The organism is Pseudomonas sp. AO-1 (assembly GCF_019775695.1).
In the GTDB taxonomy this organism is placed as follows: domain Bacteria; phylum Pseudomonadota; class Gammaproteobacteria; order Pseudomonadales; family Pseudomonadaceae; genus Aquipseudomonas; species Aquipseudomonas parakoreensis.
On sequence record NZ_CP079947.1, the window covers coordinates 686516 to 707877 of the forward strand.

Consider the following 21362-nt stretch of genomic DNA (forward strand, 5'->3'; position numbering starts at 1 on the left):
AGAATTCATTTCACAGAGGGAAATGGGTGGTTGGGTCAGCCGCGCTGGGTCAGGCCCATCTTCTTGCGCCCCTCAGCCGGGGTCAGCACCCGGGCGCCGAGGCGGCTGAGGATCTCGGTGGCGCGTTCGACCAGTTGGCCGTTGGTGGCCAGCACACCCTTGTCCAGCCACAGGTTGTCTTCCAGGCCGACCCGCACGTTGCCGCCGAGCAGCACCGCTTGCGCGGCCATCGGCATCTGCATGCGGCCGATGCCGAACCCGGCCCACACCGCGTCCGCCGGCAGGTTGTCGACCATGGCTTTCATGGTGGTGGTGTCCGCCGGAGCGCCCCACGGGATGCCCAGGCACAGCTGGAACAACGGGTTGTCGAGCAGGCCTTCCTTGATCATCTGTTTGGCGAACCACAGGTGGCCGGTGTCGAAAATTTCCAGTTCGGCCTTCACCCCCAGCTCGGTGATGCGCTTGGCGCCGGCGCGCAGTTGCGCTGGCGTCGAGACGTAAATGGTGTCGCCGTCGCCGAAGTTCAGCGTGCCGCAATCGAGGGTGCAGATTTCCGGCAGCAGTTCTTCAACGTGGGCCAGACGGGTCAGCGGGCCGACCAGATCGGTGTTCGGGCCGAACTCCATCGGGTGCTCGCCAGCACCGATTTCGAGGTCACCGCCCATGCCGGCGGTGAGGTTGACGATGATGTCGACGTCAGCCTCGCGGATGCGCTCCATCACTTCGCGGTACAGCGCCACGTCACGGCTGAACTTGCCGGTCTGTGGGTCGCGCACATGGCAGTGCACCACCGTGGCGCCGGCCTTGGCCGCCTCTACTGCGGCAGCGGCGATCTGTTTCGGGGTGACCGGCACATGCGGGCTCTTGGCGGTCGTGTCGCCAGCACCGGTGAGTGCGCAGGTGATGATGACGTCGTGGTTCATGGTGCGGTTTCCTTCAGGCGTAATGGGTCTGTTCGCAGCCCTGTTCGGGGCTGCGAAGCGTTGATTTCCGGTGATTTATTTGCTGGTCAGTTGCAGGTTTTCAGCGGCCGGTTTGCCATCGAAGGTGGTTACACCTTCCAGCCAGCGCTGCTTGTCTTCGGGGTGATCCTTGAGCCATTGCCTGGCCGATTCGAACGCGTCCTTGTGATCGAGCAGCGGCTGCATCATCCGGCTCTCGTCTTCGGCGGTGAATGTCAGGTTGCTCAGCAGGCGACCGATGTTCGGGCACTGCTCGGCGTATTTCGGCGCGGTGACCGTCCATACCGTGGCCATGCCTTCGTTCGGACCGAGGGCGTCCTCGCTGCCGGTCAGGTAAGTCATCTTGACGTTCACGTTCATCGGGTGCGGCGCCCAGCCGAAGAACACCACGGCTTCCTTGCGGCGTACGGCGCGGTCCACGGCGGCGAGCATCCCGGCTTCGCTGGATTCGACCAGCTGGAATTTGCCGAGGCCGAACTGGTTCTTGGCGATCATTGCCTTGATCTGCGTATTGGCGCCCGAGCCCGGTTCGATGCCGTAGATCTTGCCGCCCAGTTCCTTCTCGAATTTGGCGATGTCGGCGAAGGTTTTCAGGCCCTTGTCCGCCAGATAAGTCGGCACGGCGAGGGTCGCGCGGGCGTCTTTCAGGCTTGGTGCTTCCAGGACTTTGACCTGGTTGGCGTCGACGAACGGGGTGATGGTCTGGGTCATCAGCGGGTTCCAGTAGCCGAGGAACAGATCCAGCCGCTGATCACGAATCCCGGCGAAGATGATCTGCTGGGACGCGCTGGTTTGTTTGGTGCTGTAGCCGAGGCCGTCGAGCAGCACTTGGGTCATGGCACTGGTGGCGATCACGTCAGTCCAGTTGACGACGCCCATGCGCACGTTCTGGCACGACGCAGGTTCGGCCGCCATGACGCTGGCGCTCAAGAAAGCGGTACCGCTGAGTGCAAGAACACAGCTGCTGATCAGTCGTTTCATGTCGGGTTCCTCGGCAGGTCGTTTATTGTGAGTTCCGGCATCTGGCGTGCCGGTGATGCAAAGTTACGCAGCTGTAGGCCTTTGAAAGCGCACTGCGGCGACTGGCTCTTGCACTGTAGCGACCTGTGCTCTTGAACGCTGACGACAATCGGCGTATCAACGATCCACGCTACCCGCTAACCGAGTGCGCACATGTCCCAGGATTTCTACTTTCTGCTGATGCCCGGTTTTTCCGCCATCGGTTTCATCTCGGCGATCGAACCGCTGCGGGTGGCCAACCGCTTTCGCGGCGAGTTGTACCGCTGGCACGTGCTCAGCGCCGATGGCGGGGCGGTGCTGGCGAGCAATGGCATGTCGGTCAACGCCGACGCGGCGCTGGAGCCGTTGAAGAAAGGCGCGACGCTGCTGGTGGTGGCCGGGTTCGAACCGCTGAAGTTCGCCACGCCAACCCTTGAGCATTGGCTGCGCCGGCTGGACAACGAAGGCGTGACCCTCGGCGCCATCGATACCGGCAGTTTCGTTCTCGCTGAAGCCGGCCTGCTCGACGGCCATCGCTTGACCCTGCACTGGGAGGCGATCGATGCGTTCAAGGAATCTTATCCACAGCTGAGCGTGACCCAGGAGCTGTTCGAGATTGACCGGCGGCGCATCACCTCGGCGGGCGGCACCGCGTCTATCGACCTGATGCTCGATCTGATCGCCCAGGCCCACGGCCCGCAACTGGCGATTCAGGTCAGCGAGCAGTTCGTGCTGGGGCGGATTCGTCCGCGCAAAGACCACCAGCGCATGGAAGTCGCCACGCGCTACGGCATCAGCAACAAAAAGCTGGTGCAGGTGATTGGTGAGATGGAGCAGCACAGCGAACCACCGCTGACCACGCTGCAACTGGCGGAATCGATCAAAGTCACGCGGCGGCAGCTGGAGCGCCTGTTTCGGCTGCATCTGAACGACACACCGAGCAATTTCTATCTGCGCCTGCGATTGGAAAAAGCCCGGCAGCTGTTGCGCCAGACTGATATGAGCGTGCTCGAAGTCAGCATCGCCTGCGGGTTTGAGTCGCCGTCGTATTTCACCCGCAGCTACCGCGCACGCTTCGCCCGTTGCCCCCGGGAAGACCGGCGTACCGCTCAGGCCTGAAATCAAAAGATCGCAGCCTTCGGCAGCTCCTACATTGGAATTCATTTCCCTGTAGGAGCTGCCGAAGGCTGCGATCCTTTGATCTTACTTCTTCACCAACGCCGAACACGCCGCTTTATAAGCCTCATGCTGATACTTGTTCAACGTCCCCGGCAGCTCGAAATTATGCTTCTTGGCTTGCGCATTGATCGTCTGCGGCGACAAAAGCGTCACCTCACACCCATCGAGCAACTGAAACACACCTTCGATCTTGAACGTGGTCGGCCCACCGGCAAATTCACCTTTCTTGCTGCGCTTCTTGATCGCAATCCGTTCAATCGAGTGTTCGCGCACAAACGAGGCAACCTGCGTCGCGAAGCGTTTGACGTTGGCCGCCTCGTCATCATCGTCGAGGGCGATTTTCTTGGTGTTGAGCGCCACGTGGCTCAGCGTTGCCCCGTCAAGGGAGGCCACGGCGATGATCGCTTCGCTGCCTTTGATTTCGATGCCGCAGATGTTCATGAGTGTCCCTTGATTGGCTATATGAGGTGCAGCTTACAGCGCAGCTCCTCACTCCTGCCCAATCGACTCCAAAAACTCCGACCGCTCATCACTCATCCGTGCCACACAGTCATTCTGCGCAATCTTGAACGCCTTGCTGCCTTCGGTGGCGGGGAACGCTTCCACGGCGCAATCGGCGTCGCGGGTTTTCAGCCATTGTTGCTGGGCGGTTTTCAGTTTGGCGGTGATGTCGGCCAGTTGCGCGGCGTTTTTGCCGTAGGTGGCCTGCATGCGCTCGTTGAGGCTGGCGTAGTTGTCTTTGAGCAGGTCTTCGGCGGTGCTGCGGCTGTAGGTCGAGCATTCCAGGGTCTGGACGTCGTTTTCCACCGCGTCGCACGGGTTGTTGTCGGTCTCTTCGGCGGCGTGTACGCCGGTCGCAATCAGTGCCAAGGCCAGGAAGATCGATTTCATGGTTGTCGCCGCTCTAATCCAGTGGTGTATCCAAGATGCGCCAGATTCTGGCTCAAGCTGGCGGGCTTGAACAGGTAGCTGATCGGAGCGCCTGGCGACCCTTTGTCGCGGATTGACGCTTTCGGCAATTCCCCTGTCGTTTTTGCACCCGGTCGCCCCGGCACCGAGGCATATGCTGGCCCCAAAGCGCCGGCAGACGATTCGGCGCATGAATCGCCAATAAGGGGACGCCTGATGAGCCCAGCCGAATTACACGCCGACAGCATCGTTATCGACGGTCTGATCATTGCCAAATGGAACCGCGAGCTGTTCGAAGACATGCGCAAGGGCGGTCTGACGGCGGCCAACTGCACCGTGTCGGTGTGGGAAGGCTTTCAGGCGACTGTGAACAATATCGCCGCCAGCCAGAAGCTGATCCGCGAAAACAGCGATCTGGTAATGCCGGTGCGCACCACCGCCGACATCCGTCGCGCCAAGGAGCAGGGCAAGACCGGCATCCTCTTCGGCTTCCAGAATGCCCACGCCTTCGAAGACCAGATCGGCTATGTCGAGGTGTTCAAGCAACTTGGCGTCGGCATCGTGCAGATGTGCTACAACACCCAGAACCTGGTCGGCACCGGTTGTTACGAGCGTGACGGCGGCCTGTCGGGCTTCGGCCGCGAAATCGTCGCCGAGATGAACCGCGTCGGCGTCATGTGCGACCTGTCCCACGTCGGTTCCAAGACGTCCGAGGAAGTCATCCTCGAATCGAAAAAACCGGTCTGCTATTCCCACTGCCTGCCGTCGGGTCTGAAAGATCACCCGCGCAACAAGTCCGATGCTGAACTGAAGTTCATCGCTGACCACGGCGGTTTTGTCGGCGTGACCATGTTTGCGCCGTTCCTTGCCAAGGGCATCGATTCGACCATCGACGATTACGCCGAAGCCATCGAATACACCATGAACATCGTCGGCGAAGACGCCATCGGCATCGGCACCGACTTCACCCAGGGTCACGGCCAGGACTTCTTCGAATACCTGACCCACGACAAGGGCTACGCCCGTCGTCTGACCAGCTTCGGCAAGATCATCAACCCGCTGGGCATCCGCACCGTCGGCGAGTTCCCGAACCTGACCGAAACCCTGCTCAAGCGCGGCCACTCCGAGCGCGTCGTGCGCAAGATCATGGGCGAGAACTGGGTCAACGTTCTCAAGGATGTCTGGGGCGAATAAGCCGCCGCACTTCTGAATCCTTTCCCCCGGTCGTCCGCGCCGGGGGCAACAAACCGAATTTTCTGGAGTTAAGTTTCCATGGCCAAGATCGCCCCGCAATTGCCAATCGAAGTCGACAGCGAAACCGGTGTCTGGACCTCCGACGCCCTGCCGATGCTCTACGTGCCACGCCACTTTTTCGTCAATAACCACATGGGCATCGAGGAAGTGCTGGGCGCCGACGCCTATGCCGAAATCCTCTACAAGGCTGGCTACAAGTCCGCCTGGCACTGGTGCGAAAAAGAAGCTGAATGCCACGGCCTGGAAGGCGTCGCAGTGTTCGAGCACTACATGAAGCGCCTGTCGCAACGCGGCTGGGGCCTGTTCAAGATTCAGGACATCGACCTCGACAAAGGCACCGCCAGCGTCAAGCTCGAACACTCGGCGTTCGTCTACGTCTACGGCAAGGTCGGGCGCAAGGTCGACTACATGTTCACCGGCTGGTTTGCCGGCGCCATGGACCAGATCCTCGCCGCACGCGGCAGCAAGATTCGTACGGTTGCCGAGCAAGTCTACGGTGGCTCCGAAGAAGGCCACGACGACGGCCTGTTCACCGTCAAGCCGTTGTAAGTCGAGGAACCCGCCATGGCTTTCGAAGCAATGTTCCAGCCAATTCAAATTGGCAAACTGACCATCCGCAACCGCGTGCTCAGCACCGCGCACGCCGAGGTCTACGCGACTGACGGTGGCATGACCACCGAGCGCTACGTCAAATACTACGAAGAGAAAGCCAAGGGCGGCATTGGCCTGGCGATCTGCGGCGGTTCGTCGGTGGTCGCCATCGACAGCCCGCAGCAATGGTGGAGTTCGGTGAACCTGTCCACCGACCGGATCATTCCGCACTTCCAGAATCTGGCCGACGCCATGCACAAGCACGGCGCCAAGATCATGATCCAGATTACCCACATGGGCCGTCGCTCCCGTTGGGACGGTTTTCACTGGCCGACCCTGATGTCGCCGTCGGGCATCCGTGAACCGGTGCACCGTGCGACCTGCAAGACCATTGAGCCGGAAGAAATCTGGCGGGTGATCGGCAACTACGCGCAAGCCGCGCGCCGCGCCAAGGCCGGTGGTCTGGACGGTGTCGAACTGTCGGCCGTGCACCAGCACATGATCGACCAGTTCTGGAGCCCGCGCGTCAACAAGCGTACCGATGAATGGGGTGGCAGCTTCGAAGGCCGGATGAAGTTCGGTCTGGAAGTGTTGAAAGCCGTGCGCGCCGAGGTCGGTGACGATTTCTGCGTCGGCATGCGCATCTGTGGTGACGAGTTCCACCCGGACGGTCTGTCCCACGAAGACATGAAGCAGATCGCCAAGTATTACGACGATACCGGCATGCTCGATTTCATCGGCGTCGTCGGCTCGGGTTGCGACACCCACAACACCCTGGCCAACGTGATTCCGAACATGAGCTATCCGCCGGAGCCGTTCCTGCACCTGGCGGCCGGAATCAAGGAAGTGGTCAAGGTTCCGGTGCTGCATGCGCAGAACATCAAGGACCCGAACCAGGCCACGCGCATCCTTGAAGGCGGTTACGTCGACATGGTCGGCATGACCCGCGCGCACATCGCCGATCCGCACCTGATCGCCAAGATCAAGATGGGCCAGATCGACCAGATCAAACAGTGCGTCGGCGCCAACTACTGCATCGACCGTCAGTACCAGGGTCTGGACGTGCTGTGCATCCAGAACGCCGCGACGTCCCGTGAATACATGGGCGTGCCGCACATCATCGAGAAGTCCACCGGGCCGAAACGCAAGGTGGTCATCGTCGGTGCCGGCCCAGCCGGGATGGAAGCTGCGCGTGTGGCGGCCGAACGTGGCCACGACGTGACCCTGTTCGAGAAGAAAGAATTCATCGGCGGGCAGATCACCACGGCGTCGAAAGCGCCGCAGCGTGACCAGATCGCCGGGATCACCCGCTGGTTCCAACTGGAACTGGCGCGATTGAAAGTCGACCTGCGTCTGGGTACGGCGGCGGATGCCGACACCCTCATGGATCTGCGTCCGGACATCGTGGTGCTGGCCGTCGGTGGTCATCCATACCTTGAGCAGAACGAACACTGGGGGGCCGCCGAAGGCTTGGTGGTCAGCAGCTGGGACGTGCTCGACGGCAAGGTTGCGCCGGGCAAGAACGTGCTGGTCTACGACACCATTTGCGAGTTTACCGGCATGTCGGTCGCCGACTTCCTCGCCGACAAGGGCAGCCAGGTCGAGATCGTCACCGACGACATCAAACCGGGCGTGGCCATCGGCGGTACGTCGTTCCCGACCTACTACCGCAGCATGTACCCGAAAGAAGTGATCATGACCGGCGACATGATGCTGGAAAAGGTCTACCGCGAAGGCGACAAGCTGGTGGCGGTGCTGGAGAACGAATACACCGGCGCCAAAGAGGAGCGGGTGGTCGATCAGGTGGTGGTGGAGAACGGCGTGCGGCCGGATGAGGAAATCTACTACGCGCTCAAGGAAGGCTCGCGCAACAAGGGTCAGATTGACGTCGAAGCGTTGTTCGCGATCCAGCCACAACCTTCGCTGAGCAGCACCGGTGACGGCTACTTGCTGTTCCGCATCGGCGACTGCGTGGCGCAGCGTAATACCCACGCTGCGATCTACGACGCGTTGCGGTTGTGCAAAGACTTCTAAGGGCTTGCACATGACCCTGTAGGAGCTGCCGAAGGCTGCGATCTTTTGACTTTTGTTGTTCAAAGCAAGATCAAAAGATCGCAGCCTGCGGCAGCTCCTACACATAGACCGTGTTTCTCCAGGCTGTACTGGTGGGAGCTTCACCATGTTGAACACCCTTCTTCCAATCCTGTTGTTCGCAGCCCTGGCCCTTGCGGTGCTGGGTGCTTTGCGGCGGGTGGCCATGTGGCGTCGGGGCCGGGCCTCGAAGGTCGATCTGATCGGCGGCCTGTTCGCCATGCCCAAGCGTTACATGGTCGACCTGCACCACGTGGTGGCGCGGGACAAATACATCGCCAACACCCACGTGGCCACGGCCGGTGGTGCGGTGGCGTCAATCGTGCTGGCGATTCTGGTGCACGGTTTCGGCCTGCATAACCGCATCCTCGGCTATGCGCTGCTGTTGATGACGGCAGTGATGTTCGTCGGGGCAATCTTCGTTTATCGGCGTCGGCTCAACCCGCCGTCGCGGCTGTCGAAAGGCCCGTGGATGCGTCTGCCGAAAAGTCTGCTGGCGTTCTCGGCGTCGTTCTTTCTGGTGACCTTGCCGGTGGCCGGGATCCTCCCGGAGAACTTCGGCGGCTGGCTGCTGGCGGCGATTCTCGGGATCGGCGTTTTGTGGGGCGTGTCGGAATTGTTCTTCGGCATGACCTGGGGCGGGCCGATGAAGCACGCCTTCGCCGGCGCCCTGCACCTGGCCTGGCACCGCCGCGCCGAGCGCTTTGGCGGCGGTCGGTCCACTGGTTTGAAACCGCTGGATCTGAATGATCCAAGCGCGCCGCTCGGCGTGGAAAAGCCCAAGGATTTCACTTGGAACCAGTTGCTCGGTTTTGACGCCTGCGTGCAGTGCGGCAAGTGTGAAGCGGCGTGCCCGGCCTTCGCTGCCGGCCAGCCGCTGAACCCGAAAAAGCTGATTCAGGATATGGTCGTCGGCCTGGCTGGCGGCACTGACGCGAAGTTTGCCGGTAGCCCTTATCCGGGCAAGCCAATCGGTGAACACAGCGGCAATCCGCATCAACCGATCGTCAACGGTCTGGTCGATGCCGAAACCTTGTGGTCGTGCACCACCTGCCGCGCCTGCGTCGAGGAGTGCCCGATGATGATCGAGCACGTCGACGCCATCGTCGACATGCGCCGCCACCTGACGCTGGAAAAAGGCGCGACCCCGAACAAGGGCGCCGAAGTCCTGGAAAACCTGATCGCCACCGACAACCCCGGCGGTTTCGCCCCGGGCGGGCGGATGAACTGGGCGGCGGATCTGAACCTCACTCTGCTCAGCGAGAAGAAGTCCACCGACGTGCTGTTCTGGGTCGGCGACGGTGCCTTCGACATGCGCAACCAGCGCACCTTGCGCGCGTTCGTCAAAGTGCTGAAAGCCGCGAAAATCGACTTCGCAGTGCTCGGCCTCGAAGAGCGCGACAGCGGCGACGTGGCCCGACGTCTCGGTGACGAAGCGACGTTCCAGTTGCTCGCCAAACGCAATATCCAGACCCTGGCCAAATACCGCTTCAACCGCATCGTCACCTGCGATCCGCACAGTTTCCATGTGCTGAAAAACGAGTACGGCGCGTTCGACGGCAACTACCTGGTGCAGCACCACAGCACCTACATGGCGGAAATCATTCAGGCCGGTGCGCTGAGCCTCGGTCAGCACAAAGGCAACAGCGTGACCTACCACGACCCGTGCTACCTCGGTCGCTACAACGGCGAATACGAGGCGCCGCGTGAAGTGCTGCGCGCCCTCGGCATTGAGGTCAAAGAGATGCAACGTTCCGGCTTCCGCTCGCGCTGCTGCGGCGGTGGTGGCGGTGCGCCGATCACTGACATTCCGGGCAAGCAGCGGATTCCTGACATGCGCATGGAAGACATCCGCGAGACCGGCGCCGAGCTGGTGGCCGTGGGTTGTCCACAGTGCACGGCGATGCTCGAAGGCGTGGTCGAACCGCGTCCGCTGATCAAGGACATCGCTGAACTGGTGGCCGACGCGCTGCTTGAAGATGCCGCGCCAGACAAGCCTGCCACGCCGGCCAAACGTGAACCTGCGGAGGCCCACTGATGAGCGACATTATCCGCCGCGACCCACGCGCCGAATGGATTGCGCGTAACCGTTTGCACCCGCTGCACGCGGCCATGCAACCGGCGCAACACAGCTGGATGGGCCCCAACGGGATCATCCGCAAGAACCTGCACGGCATCGGTTTCATCGGCCCCAACGGCATCAAGCGTATCGACCGCAGCGGCGCGCAACAGGGCGGGGCGGTCAAGCGCTCGGCCACGGTTGAAGTGCAATTGCCGCTGCATCAGGTGCCAGCCCCGGCGTTCTATATCAGCGTGGTGCCGGACATGGTCGGCGGCCGCCTGAGCAGCCACGACCGTGACCTGTTGGGCCTGGCTCATCAACTGGCCGGCAACGACGGTGCGGTGCTGGCGGTGGTGTTTGGCGAACACAAAGAGAGCGCCTTCGCCACGGCCGGCGTCGATCGCTTGCTGGTACTGGAGGGCGACCAATTCAGCGGTTATGCACCGGAACAACGAATTCAGGGCCTGCGGGCTGTGGATAACCAGTTCAATCCGCGCCACTGGCTGCTGCCGGACAGCCGCAGTGGTGGTGGTGAACTCGGTCGGCGTTTTGCCGCGGCACTGGGCGAACGCCCGGCAACGCGGGTCTGGCAGGTCAAGGATCAGGAGTGTATCGGTCGCGCTGGCGCAGGCCTGCAAGACCTGGCGCGACCGGTCGCACGCTTGATTCTGGCCGCAGCCGAATGCGCGGAACCGGTCAGCGAAACCCGTCACGAAGCGCTGCCGGTGGAGTTATCCACACCTGTGGCGCGCAGCCTGTCGCGGATCGAAGATCTGGGCGCGGTGGCGGTGGACCCGGCGGCCATTCCGATGGCCGAAGCCGAGTTCATTTTCTCCGGCGGCAACGGGGTCAAGGACTGGGCGCTGTTTCACGAGACGGCGGCGGCGCTCGGCGCCACCGAAGGCGCCTCGCGGGTGGCGGTGGACGACGGCTTCATGGCCCGTGACCGGCAGGTCGGCGCGTCCGGTACCTGGGTCACTGCACGGGTTTATGTGGCTGTGGGTATCTCCGGGGCGATCCAGCACCTGCAGGGTATCGGTGCCTGCGACAAGGTGGTGGCGATCAACCTCGACCCGGGATGCGACATGATCAAACGCGCCGACCTGTCGGTGATCGGCGAGAGCGCGGAGATTCTTCAAGCCTTGATCGCGGCGGTAGCGGCTTACCGCAACGACGCCAAGCGCGATGCGGCTTAAGGGAAGGACACAGTTATGAACACCAATGTCATCAGCCTGGTCTCCATCGGCGCCCACCCGACCTCGGGCCGGCCACGCCGTGCCGAACAGGACGCGCGCGCCGTGGAACTGGGCCTGCAGCTGGCTGGGGATAACCTGCAAGTGCTGCACGCCGGGGACGTTGCCGAACCGGCGCTGCGCGCCTATCTGGGCATGGGACTCGCGCAGATGCACGTGCTGGAGCAACCCGCTGGCGCCGACGCCTTGCCGGCGCTGACTGCGTATCTGCGCGATGCCGGCGCCCAGGTGGTGCTGACCGGTACGCAGGCGGAAACCGGCGAAGGCTCGGGCATGTTGCCGTTCCTGCTCGCCGAAGGACTGGGCTGGCCGCTGGTGGTAGGACTGGCGCAGGTCGAATCGATCAGCGACGGCTCGGCGCTGGTGCTGCAAGCCTTGCCCCGTGGGCAGCGACGGCGGTTGAAGGTGAAGCTGCCGTTTCTGGCGACTGTGGATAACGCCGCACCCAAGCCACGGCAGAGCGCCTACGGCCCGGCGCGGCGCGGTGTGCTCAATGCCGAAGACGTGGAAGTGCTGGACGATGAACTGCTGGCGGTTGCTACGTTGCAACCGGCCAAGCCACGGCCGAAACGTCTGAAGGTGATCAAGGCCAAGAGCGGGGCGGACCGGATGAAAGCGGCGACGGCCAAGGCCAGTGGCGGTGGGGGGCAAGTGCTCAAAGGCGTCACCGCGCAGGCCGGCGCTGAAGCGATCCTCAAACTCCTGATCGAAGAAGGCGTCGTCCGCTGACCCCTGTAGGAGCTGTCGAGTGAAACGAGGCTGCGATCTTTTGATCTCTAAGATCAAGATCAAAAGATCGCAGCGTGCCGCAGCTCCTACAGGAGTTTGCAGATCGCCAATATGGTATTGTTTACCCACAATCCCTGTTGGCGGATCTGTGGATAACGTGTTCGCCCATCCCTGTACCCCACGCCAATCAAGCCCTCCAGGCCCCAGCTCAAAAAACAACCAGCCTAAGTCACGGTTTTACCGGGCTTTTTCTCCTGAATAACTTCAAGAGTTGCCCCCAATCTCTGTTGGCGCTTCTGTGGACAAGATGTTCGCTGTCCGCTGCAAGGTATATAAACCGTGGCTTTCAGGGATTTGATCAATAAATGATCGATTAAGCGTTTCAGGCTGATAATCCCTGCGCAACGCCCGATTTCCCACAGCCCTCAGCACTTTTCCACAGCAGCCACAAAGTTACCCCCGAACTCTGTTGGCGCTTCTGTGGATAACGTGTTTGCCATCCTCTGCAGCCCATGTGAAACGTGACGTGTAGATATTTGATCAAAAAATAGTCAATCACTCCTGCAAACTATCCTTCTGGATAAGTCACGATTTTTCTTCACAAATCAGGCAGTTATTTTTCCATTCATCCACAGTTACCCCCATTTGCTGTGCATGGCTATGTGGATAACTTGTTCGCTGAACTGCACAGGCCCCGGCCGGCTTAGTCCAAACCGCAATTGATCAGATTTCATACAGTTCTAAATCGTTGCCTTGACTTCGATTCCTGCGCTGTCTTCACTGCAATGGCACAAGGACAGCCGTCACTTATCCACATCAGGTTCTGGGAGAACGCATGATGGATAGCCGCCCACACCGCCATCCCCCCACGCCCCGCAAGCGCACGTTACGTCGTGCGGCCTATCAACACGCTCGCCTGTAGCGACCTGCTGCTCCAACCGTTGTGCTGTCGCCGGGCTCGCCCCGGAGGCCAGGTGCCCGTTCGCCCATTGATTGCAGGCAACCGCAGAGTTGCCCCCCATCTGCCTGAGAGAGGAACACCCTCATGACACGCATCGCAACGCCCATCAGTGAAATCAAGGAACACTATGACGTGATCGTTATCGGCTCCGGCTATGGCGGCGGCATTGCTGCGTCGCGGCTGTCCCGGGCCGGCAAGCAGGTGTGCCTGCTTGAACGCGGGCGGGAAATTCAGCCCGGTGAATACCCCAACACCATGATTGCCGCGACTGAAGAGTTGCAGATCCACGACCCGGACGGCCACATTGGCTCGCGCACCGGCCTGTTCGATCTGCACGTGAATGCCCAGCAGAATGTGGTGGTCGGTTGTGGCCTCGGCGGTACGTCGTTGATCAACGCCAACGTGGCACTGGAGCCAGAGCCCGGGGTGTTCGACGACCCGCGCTGGCCGCAAGCGGTACGCGAACACCGCGATACCTTGCTCAAGGACGGTTACGCCCGCGCCCGGGAAATGCTCAAACCGAATCCGTACCCGAACAGCGCACCGAACTTGCCCAAGCTCGACGCCAACAAAAAGTCGGCGGACTACCTCAAGCAAGGCGCGCACTTCTACAAGCCACCGATCAACGTGACCTTCGACAAACTGCCGAACAATCTCAACCACGTCGGCGTCGAACAACTGCCGTGCAACCAGTGCGGCGACTGTGTATCGGGCTGTAACAACAAGGCCAAGAACACCACGCTGATGAACTATCTGCCGGATGCCTGGAACCACGGCGCGGAGATTTTCTGCCAGGCTGAGGTGCGCCATCTGGAGCGCGACGGCGATGGCTGGATCGTGCACTTCCAGTACCTCGACAGCGGTCGCGAGAAATTCGACGCGCCGACGCTGTTCGTGAAGGCCGATATCGTCGTGGTCTCCGCCGGCACTCTCGGTTCTACCGAGATCCTGTTGCGCTCACGGGACAAGGGCCTGGTGATGTCCGGTCAGCTCGGCGAGAACATGAGCGGCAACGGTGACATCCTCGGTTTCGGCCACAACTGCGAGCAGACCATCAACGGCATCGGTTTCGGCGCGCATTCGGCCAAGGAGCTGCAACCGGTTGGCCCGTGCATCACCTCGGTCATCGACATGCGCACCGAAGGTGACTGGCGCAGCCGCATGGTCATCGAGGAAGGTTCAATCCCCGGCGCGCTAGGCCGGCCAATGGTGCCGGCGATGGCCGGGTTTGCCGAGATGATCGGCAAGGCCACCGACGACAGTTTCAGTGGCAAGCTTGGCTACAAGGAGCGCGAGGCCGAAAGCTTTCTGCGCGGCCCGTATTACGGCGCGCTGCATAACATGCAGACCTACCTGATCATGAGCCACGACAGTGGCCAGGGCCGGATGCTGCTCGACAACAAGGACCAGTTGCGCATCGACTGGCCGGGCGTCGGCGAGCAGGAAAACTTCAAGCTCGGCAACGAACGGCTGTACCAGAGCACCAAGGCACTGGGTGGGGTCTGGGTCGAGAATCCGATCTGGACCCAGCTGCTCAAGCACAGCATCGTCTCGGTGCATCCGCTGGGCGGTTGCGTGATGGGTGAAGACGCGGCGCAAGGCGTGGTCAATCACAAGGGCCAGGTGTTCAGCGGCGCGGCCGGCACCGATGTCTACGCCAGTCTTTACGTGACGGACGGCGCGGTGATCCCGACCTCGCTGGCGGTCAATCCGCTGCTGACCATCTCCGCCGTGAGCGAGCGCAACATGGGCCTGCTCGCCGCTGACCGGGGTTGGCACATCGACTACACACTGCCCTCGGCACCGCGCAAACAGGTGGCCCCGCCGACCCTCGGCGTGCAGTTCACCGAAACCATGAAGGGCTATTTCTCCCGCGCTTTCACCGCCGCACAAAGCACCGATCTGAAAGTCTACGAAGCGGCGGCCAAACGCGGCGAGGCGGACAACTCGCCCATCGACTTCACCCTGACCATCACCGCCAACGACCTCAACCGGATGATCAAGGAGCCGCAACATGCCGCGACCATCGTCGGCACGGTCAACGCCCCGGCGCTGTCGCCGCAACCGCTGACCGCCAGCAATGGCGTGTTCAACCTGTTCGAGCAATTCGAGCAGCAGGTCGACACGCGGCACATGAAATACGACATGAAACTGACCGCCGAGGACGGCACCGACTATTACTTCAGCGCCTTCAAAACCGTACCGGAAGACAACGGCGTGCTGAACATCTGGCACGACACCAGCACCCTGTACGTGACGCTGTACCGCGGGTCGGACAAGTCGGGCGAGGTGATCGGCTCCGGGGTGATGCACATTCATCCGACCGATTTCGCCAAGCAGATGACCACCATGAAAGTGCTCAACGCGCGTAACGAGCGTGAGCGCATCGAAGGCCTGGCGCGCTTCGGCAAGTTCTTCGCCGGGATTCTCTGGGAGAGTTACGGCGGGGTGTTTGCCGGTGACAAATACTTCAACCCCGACGCGCCGCCACGCTTGAAACGGCCGCTGGATGCGCCAACCCCGGCGGTGCATTTCTTCCCCACCGAGGACGGCGTCGAACTGCGCCTGACCCGTTATCAGGCCGGCAACAAAGGCCCGGTGATGCTGGTGCATGGCTTGGGCGTCGGCTCGAATATCTTTTCCACCGACACCATCCAGACCAACCTGCTGGAGTACCTGTGCAAGCACGACTATGACGTGTGGCTGCTGGATTTCCGGGTGAGCATTCTGCTGCCGGCGAGCAAGAAAGAGTGGAATGGCGACCAGATCGCCGAGTACGACTTCAAGGCTGCCATTGCGCAAATTCAGCAAGAGACCCAGGCCAAAGACGTGCAATGCGTGGTGCATTGCTACGGTGCGACGACGTTCTTCATGTCGCTGTTGGCGGGGTTGCAAGGAGTGCGTTCGGTGGTCTGCTCGCAGATTGCCGCTGACACCGTGGTCGCCACGGCCACCGGGTTGAAGGCCGGCCTGCACTTGCCGGGGATGCTCGACGCCATCGGTATCAAATCGATGACCGCTTACGCCGACAGCAAGGAGAACTGGTTCAACCGCCTCTACGACAAAGCCCTCAACGGCTACGCGCGGATCGAAGCGCAGGGTTATTGCACCAACCCGGTGTGCCACCGCATCACCTTCATGTACGCCTCGCTGTACCGCCACGACACCCTTAACGAAACCCTGCACGACAACCTGCATGAACTGTTCGGCGAGTCGAACATCGAGACCTTCGAGCATTTGGCGCTGATCGTGCGCAAAGGGCATTTGGTGGATTTCAAGGGCAACGATGTGTACATGCCGCACTTCGAGCGGCTGACGATGCCGATCTGCTTTATCAGCGGCGCGGAGAACCAGTGTTATCTGCCGGAAAGCACCCTCAAGACCTACCAGCGCGTCTGCGCAGTCCACGGGCCGGAGCGCTACAGCCGGCATGTGGTGCCGGGTTACGGCCACATCGACTGCATGTTCGGCAAGAACGCGGTGGTGGATGTGTACCCGCTCATCCTTGAGCACCTGGAGAAAACTGCCCTCGGTTGAGATCGATTACTGATTTCTGTGTGGAGGAGATTCTCTGTGGCGAGGGGATTCATCCCCGATCGGCTGCGCAGCAGCCGTAAAACCTGAGCGCGCGGTGATCCTGACAAACCGCGCTGGCAGGGTTTGGGGCCGCTTCGCGACCCTTCGGGGATAAATCCCCTCACCACAAGGGACATTGCAGGTTGGTGGTCAGAAGGAAATGGATGATATGGACAGCTACATCCGCTGGTTTCAACGCTTCATCTGGCTCGGCATTGCGATGAACATGGTGTTCGCGATCCCCGCGCTGTTCGCGCCGGGGTTGCTGACATCGGTGGTCGGTCTGCCGCCGCAACTCTCCGACCCGTGGCTGGAAAACGCCGGGATGCTGCTGGTGGGCATCAGCGTGTTTTACATGCCGTCGGGCTTCAACGCGCCGCGCTATGTGGTGCATTCCTGGCTGTGCGTGCTGACGCGGCTGATCGCCGTGGTGTTCTGGATTTACCTGATCAACACCAGCAGCCAAGGCTCGGTGTTCGTGCCGATGCTGCTGGGCGATCTGAGCTTTTTCCTGATCCTCGGCATTCTGCTGTACCTCGGCACCACGCCCGCGAACCGGCCATGGGCGCTGCTGTGCGATGGCTGTCGCGAGTGGCGTGCTGCCTGGGCGCGGCAATGGCAGAGCCACGCCTTCAAGGTCGGCACGCTGGTGGTTGTCGCGGTATTGGGGTTTATCGGTTACGAGACCTGGTACCAGATGCTGCGGGTTGTGCCGGAGCAGGAATACGCCTCCGACGAAGATCACTACAAATACGCCGCGATTGGCCTGGGTATCGAAGCGCGGATCCCGTATTACCTGTTCGCCGTACTGCCGCAGATGTGCCCGGAAAAACTGCCCAAGCCCGGCGGCTGGGAGGTCTTCGGCTTTCTCTATGAGAACGGCAAGGACCTGCCGATCGGCATGGCCAAACGGCAGATCGGCTACCCGACCGTGGAACCGAACTGCGCGCTGTGTCACACAGGATCCTATCGGGCCAATGCCAGCGACGTCGCGGTCAACGTGCCCAGCGCGCCGGCCAACACCCTGCAACTGCAGGCCTTCCAGTGGTTCGCCTACGATTGCGCCAGCGATCCGACATTCACCACCGACGCGGTGATGGCGGCGATCAACAGCAAATTCCAGCTGGGCTTTTTCGAGAAGCTCTACAACCGCTACCTGATCATCCCGATGGCGAAAAGCGCTTTGCTCAAACAGAAGCAGGCCTACGCCTGGCAAAAGCTGCGTCCGCAACAGGGCCCGGGCCGCACCGACACCTTCAACCCGACGAAAATGGTGGTGTTCGGCTTCCCGGATGACTCGACCATCGGCACCGTCGATCTGCCGCAAGTCTGGAACCAGAAGCCGCGGGAATCGATGTACCTGCACTGGGACGGCAATAACAACAAGATCCACGAGCGCAACTACGCCGCGGCAATGGCCGTGGGCGCGACCCCGGAATCGGTGCTGCCGCCGAGCTTCAACCGGGTGACCAACTGGCTGCTCGGGCACAAGGCGCCGGCGTGGCCTTGGGCACTGGATCAGGCCAAGGTCGCCCAGGGCAAACCCATCTGGGACGCCAATTGCGCCGCGTGCCACGACTTCGGTCGCGCCGACACCGGGCAAGTGACCACCAACATCGATCAGCTTGGCACCGATCCACATCGGCTGGACTCGTTCACCACCGGTCTGGTGACGGCGTTCCACACCTTCAAGAAACCGCCGTTCGACTTCGGCGCGTATCGCAAGACCCAGAGCTACAGCAACACGCCGACCGACGGCATCTGGCTGCGCGCGCCGTACCTGCACAACGGTTCGGTGCCAACCCTGTGGGACCTGCTGCAACCGCCGGAAAAACGCCCGGTGGTGTTCATCACCGGTTCCGACGTCTACGACCCGGTCAACGTCGGTTTCGTCACCACGGGTGCCCAGGCCAAAGCCTCGGCGGATTTCAAATACGACACCCGCCTGGAGGGCAACCACAACAGCGGTCACCTGTATGGCACCACGCTGTCGGACGCCGACAAGCGTGCGTTGATCGAATTCATGAAAACCCTGTGAACCCTTACGGATAGAGGATTACGCCATGTCAGCGGTCGGTCATCTGAAGCATGAATACGACAAGGTAAAGGTGCGTCTGCACGGCCTGTTCACGCGAGTGGAAATGGCCTGGATGAAGCTCATCAGCGAACTGGAACCCGAGGAGTTCCAGGCCATCATCAAGTTGCTCCAGCGCGGCCACGATCAGGCGCAATACGTGCTGAAAAATGGCGAGCTGCCGGACGACGAACCGGCGGTGCCGTGGGAGTTGTCCCATGGTCTGTCGATCCTGCGCATCGGCAATGCCACGCCGTTGCCGCAATCGCCCGATCAATTGCAGACCAAGGTGCTCAAGGACGGCACGCTGCTGGGATGTCGCAAATGGGAACTGCTGGATCTGCTGTGGAGCGAGGCGCTGCTCAAGTGGATCGAAAACCTGCGCCATCACGCGACCTTCGGCACTGACCCGGCGATGGTGACCATGGATCGCGAAGTGACGCTGGCGATTGCCGGTGACTGGGGCACCGGGCCGTTCAACAGCCACGCGCCGGCGGTGTCGGTGGCCAATCAGATGCAACTGGCGAACGCTGATTTCACCATTCATTTGGGGGACGTTTATTACGCCGGCAGCCACTCCCAGGAAGACACCGACATGGCCGGCTGGCCGATGGGCACCCACGGCTCGTTCACCCTCAATTCCAACCACGAGATGTACAGCGGCGCCCACGGTTACTTCAAGGAACTGGCCGCGCGTTTTCCGGGGCAGCAGGGCACCAGCTACTTTGCCCTGATCAACGACGACTGGCTGATTGTCGGGCTGGACACCGCGTACGCTTCGGATGTCATGAACCTGTACATGGACGGCACCCTCAACAAACCGCAGATCGAGTGGATGAAGGGCTTGCCGAAACGCAAGAAACTCATGGTGCTCAGCCACCATCAGGGCTTCGACATCACCGGGCACCACAAGACCGCGCTGTATCAACCGGTGTGCGATGCGCTGGGGCGCGAGCCGGATTACTGGTATTGGGGGCATCTGCACAACGGCATCGTTTACGCCGCCCAGGGCGGACTGCATGCGCGTTGTGCCGGCCACGGAGCCATTCCCTATGGCACCACCAGCGAGCTGAACGGCCATTCGCGGGTGCTGTTTTCGGAGACGCAGGACGCGAACGATCCGGACTATCCGCTGCGGGTGCTGAATGGGTACGCGAAAATCCGGCTGGTGGGGGAGGAGATTTTTGAGGAGTTTATTGGGGAGGATGGCAGTTTGAGGTGGTCATCGAAGTGATGCGATGACAGTGATGACGCTATCGCTGGCAAGCCAGCTCCCACAGGTTTTGCGGTGTACACGGTATCTGTAAACACCATCGACCACTGTGGGAGCTGGCTTGCCAGCGATGCTTTTAGCCCTGGACAGGCACGCCTTTGAGGTACGGCGCCGGCTCGGCCCCGAGGTTGTTCAGCATCCGCTCGCTGTACCAGTCCACGAAGTTGACCACGCCAAACTCATAGGTCTTCGAGTACGGCCCCGGCTGATAAGCCGTGGAGTTGATCCCGCGCTGGTTTTCTTCGGCCAGACGCCGGTCCTGGTCGTTGGTCGCGTCCCACACCTGGCGCATGCGTTCGACGTCGTAATCCACGCCTTCGACGGCGTCCTTGTGCACCAGCCATTTGGTGGTGACCATGGTTTCCTGGGCGCTGATCGGCCACACGGTGAACACGATGATGTGGTCGCCCATGCAGTGGTTCCACGAGTGCGGCAGGTGCAGAATGCGCATCGAACCCAGGTCCGGATTCTTGATCCGGCCCATCAGCTTGGCGCAGCCCTGTTTGCCGTCCAGGGTCATCGACACGGTGCCCTTGAGCAGCGGCATGCGCACGATGCGGTTGCGCAGGCCGAAACTGGCGTGGGCGTAAGGGATTTTCTCGGCTTCCCAGGCAGCAGCAGACGCGGCAACGTGATCCTTGAACGCCTGATCGGCGCGCGGGTCGGTGACGTCGTCCCATTCCAGCAGGGTTTTCAGCAATTCAGGGTGCGAGCCGCCGCAGTGGTAGCACTCGCGGTTGTTTTCCAGCACCAGTTTCCAGTTGGCCTTTTCCATCAAGGTGGTTTGTACCGCCACCTTGGTGTTCTCCATGTCGTACGGTTCCATGTAGTGGTTCAGCGTCGACAGGAAGTCATCGATGGCCGGCGGGTTTTCCGCCAGGCTGATGAAGATGTAGCCGCCGGCCGTCTTCACGTTCACCGGTTTGAGGCCGTACTGCTTCATGTCGAAGTCGGCGCCCATCTCGGTACCGGCGAACAGCAGGCGACCGTCCAGCTCGTAGGTCCATTGGTGGTAGTGGCAGACCAGTTTGGCAACCTTGCCCTTGTCGCTGGTGCACAGGCGCGAGCCTCGGTGGCGACAGACGTTGTGGAACGCATGCACCACACCCTCGGCGCCACGAATGACGATGATCGGGTTCTTGCCGATCTGCAGGGTGATGTAGTTGCCCTTGGCCGGGATCTCGCAAGTCATGCCGGCGATCAACCATTCTTTCTGGAAGATCTCCTGCATATCGATATCGAACAGGCGCTCGTCGCTGTAGAACGGTTGTGGCAGCGAGAACGTGCGTTCGCGCTCCTGCAGCATCTGTGCGGTGGCCTTGCGTGCGGGTTCCAGCGGATCGCCCAGGCTGATTTTTGCGGTGACGTCCATCGATGTATTCCTCAAGGCCATCTGCGTGGCCGCGAAAGTGGCTGATCAGGGTTGCTACGCAAGGTGTAAAGAATTCG

Annotated in this window: 15 protein-coding genes; 10 read left to right on the plus strand and 5 right to left on the minus strand. The window is 61.3% G+C overall.

Going from position 1 to position 21362, the window contains the following annotated elements; genetic code table 11:
* Positions 1-35 precede the first annotated feature (35 nt).
* Both KVQ82_RS03215 and KVQ82_RS03220 read right to left on the minus strand, forming a co-directional pair.
* The gene (locus KVQ82_RS03215) at positions 36-923 is read right to left on the minus strand and encodes a 3-keto-5-aminohexanoate cleavage protein (protein ID WP_007962632.1); all 888 of its coding nucleotides are present in this window, start codon (positions 921-923) and stop codon (positions 36-38) included.
* Positions 924-998: 75 nt separating this feature from the next.
* Positions 999-1943, minus strand: coding sequence for a choline ABC transporter substrate-binding protein (locus KVQ82_RS03220; protein ID WP_222017982.1), 945 nt, complete (start codon positions 1941-1943; stop codon positions 999-1001).
* Between the two features lie 192 nt (positions 1944-2135).
* On the opposite strand from KVQ82_RS03220, the gene KVQ82_RS03225 reads away from it, so the two are divergent.
* A complete protein-coding gene (locus KVQ82_RS03225) occupies positions 2136-3080 on the plus strand; it encodes a GlxA family transcriptional regulator (RefSeq protein ID WP_095121415.1) in 945 nt (314 codons plus the stop codon).
* Positions 3081-3164: 84 nt separating this feature from the next.
* Here KVQ82_RS03225 and KVQ82_RS03230 read toward each other — a convergent pair whose 3' ends face one another.
* On the minus strand, positions 3165-3581 hold the full coding sequence (locus KVQ82_RS03230; protein ID WP_222017984.1) for a DUF3010 family protein: 417 nt from the start codon (positions 3579-3581) through the stop codon (positions 3165-3167).
* 48 nt (positions 3582-3629) lie between these two features.
* Complete coding sequence (locus tag KVQ82_RS03235) at positions 3630-4031, minus strand: lysozyme inhibitor LprI family protein (RefSeq protein ID WP_098968461.1); 402 nt, start codon at positions 4029-4031, stop codon at positions 3630-3632.
* Between the two features lie 234 nt (positions 4032-4265).
* Between KVQ82_RS03235 and KVQ82_RS03240 the strand changes: the two genes are divergently transcribed.
* The 9 genes from KVQ82_RS03240 to KVQ82_RS03280 all read left to right on the plus strand — a co-directional run bounded on the left by KVQ82_RS03240 (position 4266) and on the right by KVQ82_RS03280 (position 19874).
* A complete protein-coding gene (locus KVQ82_RS03240) occupies positions 4266-5243 on the plus strand; it encodes a dipeptidase (protein ID WP_222017986.1) in 978 nt (325 codons plus the stop codon).
* A 78-nt stretch (positions 5244-5321) separates the two neighbouring features.
* Complete coding sequence (locus KVQ82_RS03245; protein ID WP_007926354.1) at positions 5322-5852, plus strand: DUF5943 domain-containing protein; 531 nt, start codon at positions 5322-5324, stop codon at positions 5850-5852.
* A 15-nt stretch (positions 5853-5867) separates the two neighbouring features.
* Positions 5868-7928: a dimethylglycine demethylation protein DgcA gene (dgcA, locus tag KVQ82_RS03250; RefSeq protein ID WP_222017988.1), complete on the plus strand. Its 2061-nt coding sequence runs from the start codon at positions 5868-5870 to the stop codon at positions 7926-7928.
* A 145-nt stretch (positions 7929-8073) separates the two neighbouring features.
* Positions 8074-10023, plus strand: a complete 1950-nt coding sequence (dgcB, locus tag KVQ82_RS03255; RefSeq protein ID WP_222017991.1) for a dimethylglycine demethylation protein DgcB — start codon at positions 8074-8076, stop codon at positions 10021-10023.
* Complete coding sequence (locus KVQ82_RS03260; RefSeq protein ID WP_222017993.1) at positions 10023-11243, plus strand: electron transfer flavoprotein subunit alpha/FixB family protein; 1221 nt, start codon at positions 10023-10025, stop codon at positions 11241-11243. Before dgcB ends, KVQ82_RS03260 begins: the two co-directional genes overlap by 1 nt.
* Positions 11244-11258: 15 nt before the next feature.
* Entirely contained in the window at positions 11259-12029 is a 771-nt protein-coding gene (locus tag KVQ82_RS03265) for an electron transfer flavoprotein subunit beta (RefSeq protein WP_041063331.1), read from the plus strand.
* Positions 12030-13074: 1045 nt separating this feature from the next.
* Positions 13075-16527: a GMC oxidoreductase gene (locus KVQ82_RS03270; protein ID WP_222017994.1), complete on the plus strand. Its 3453-nt coding sequence runs from the start codon at positions 13075-13077 to the stop codon at positions 16525-16527.
* Positions 16528-16735: 208 nt separating this feature from the next.
* On the plus strand, positions 16736-18604 hold the full coding sequence (locus KVQ82_RS03275) for a hypothetical protein (protein ID WP_222017996.1): 1869 nt from the start codon (positions 16736-16738) through the stop codon (positions 18602-18604).
* A 25-nt stretch (positions 18605-18629) separates the two neighbouring features.
* Positions 18630-19874, plus strand: a complete 1245-nt coding sequence (locus tag KVQ82_RS03280) for a metallophosphoesterase (RefSeq protein WP_108184029.1) — start codon at positions 18630-18632, stop codon at positions 19872-19874.
* Between the two features lie 115 nt (positions 19875-19989).
* Here the strand turns inward: KVQ82_RS03280 and gbcA are convergent, their stop codons facing one another.
* Positions 19990-21285: a glycine-betaine demethylase subunit GbcA gene (gene gbcA, locus KVQ82_RS03285; protein WP_222017998.1), complete on the minus strand. Its 1296-nt coding sequence runs from the start codon at positions 21283-21285 to the stop codon at positions 19990-19992.
* Positions 21286-21362 lie beyond the last annotated feature (77 nt).

What these genes read in the sequence shown, in the direction of transcription:
- KVQ82_RS03240 (WP_222017986.1), top strand. Translation starts at nt 4,266, where the DNA reads ATGAGCCCAGCCGAATTACACGCCGACAGCATCGTTATCGACGGTCTG.
- KVQ82_RS03270 (WP_222017994.1), top strand. Translation starts at nt 13,075, where the DNA reads ATGACACGCATCGCAACGCCCATCAGTGAAATCAAGGAACACTATGAC.
- KVQ82_RS03215 (WP_007962632.1), bottom strand. Translation starts at nt 923, where the DNA reads ATGAACCACGACGTCATCATCACCTGCGCACTCACCGGTGCTGGCGAC.
- KVQ82_RS03235 (WP_098968461.1), bottom strand. Translation starts at nt 4,031, where the DNA reads ATGAAATCGATCTTCCTGGCCTTGGCACTGATTGCGACCGGCGTACAC.
- KVQ82_RS03265 (WP_041063331.1), top strand. Translation starts at nt 11,259, where the DNA reads ATGAACACCAATGTCATCAGCCTGGTCTCCATCGGCGCCCACCCGACC.
- dgcA (WP_222017988.1), top strand. Translation starts at nt 5,868, where the DNA reads ATGGCTTTCGAAGCAATGTTCCAGCCAATTCAAATTGGCAAACTGACC.
- gbcA (WP_222017998.1), bottom strand. Translation starts at nt 21,285, where the DNA reads ATGGACGTCACCGCAAAAATCAGCCTGGGCGATCCGCTGGAACCCGCA.
- KVQ82_RS03245 (WP_007926354.1), top strand. Translation starts at nt 5,322, where the DNA reads ATGGCCAAGATCGCCCCGCAATTGCCAATCGAAGTCGACAGCGAAACC.
- KVQ82_RS03230 (WP_222017984.1), bottom strand. Translation starts at nt 3,581, where the DNA reads ATGAACATCTGCGGCATCGAAATCAAAGGCAGCGAAGCGATCATCGCC.
- KVQ82_RS03280 (WP_108184029.1), top strand. Translation starts at nt 18,630, where the DNA reads ATGTCAGCGGTCGGTCATCTGAAGCATGAATACGACAAGGTAAAGGTG.
- dgcB (WP_222017991.1), top strand. Translation starts at nt 8,074, where the DNA reads ATGTTGAACACCCTTCTTCCAATCCTGTTGTTCGCAGCCCTGGCCCTT.
- KVQ82_RS03225 (WP_095121415.1), top strand. Translation starts at nt 2,136, where the DNA reads ATGTCCCAGGATTTCTACTTTCTGCTGATGCCCGGTTTTTCCGCCATC.
- KVQ82_RS03275 (WP_222017996.1), top strand. Translation starts at nt 16,736, where the DNA reads ATGGACAGCTACATCCGCTGGTTTCAACGCTTCATCTGGCTCGGCATT.
- KVQ82_RS03260 (WP_222017993.1), top strand. Translation starts at nt 10,023, where the DNA reads ATGAGCGACATTATCCGCCGCGACCCACGCGCCGAATGGATTGCGCGT.
- KVQ82_RS03220 (WP_222017982.1), bottom strand. Translation starts at nt 1,943, where the DNA reads ATGAAACGACTGATCAGCAGCTGTGTTCTTGCACTCAGCGGTACCGCT.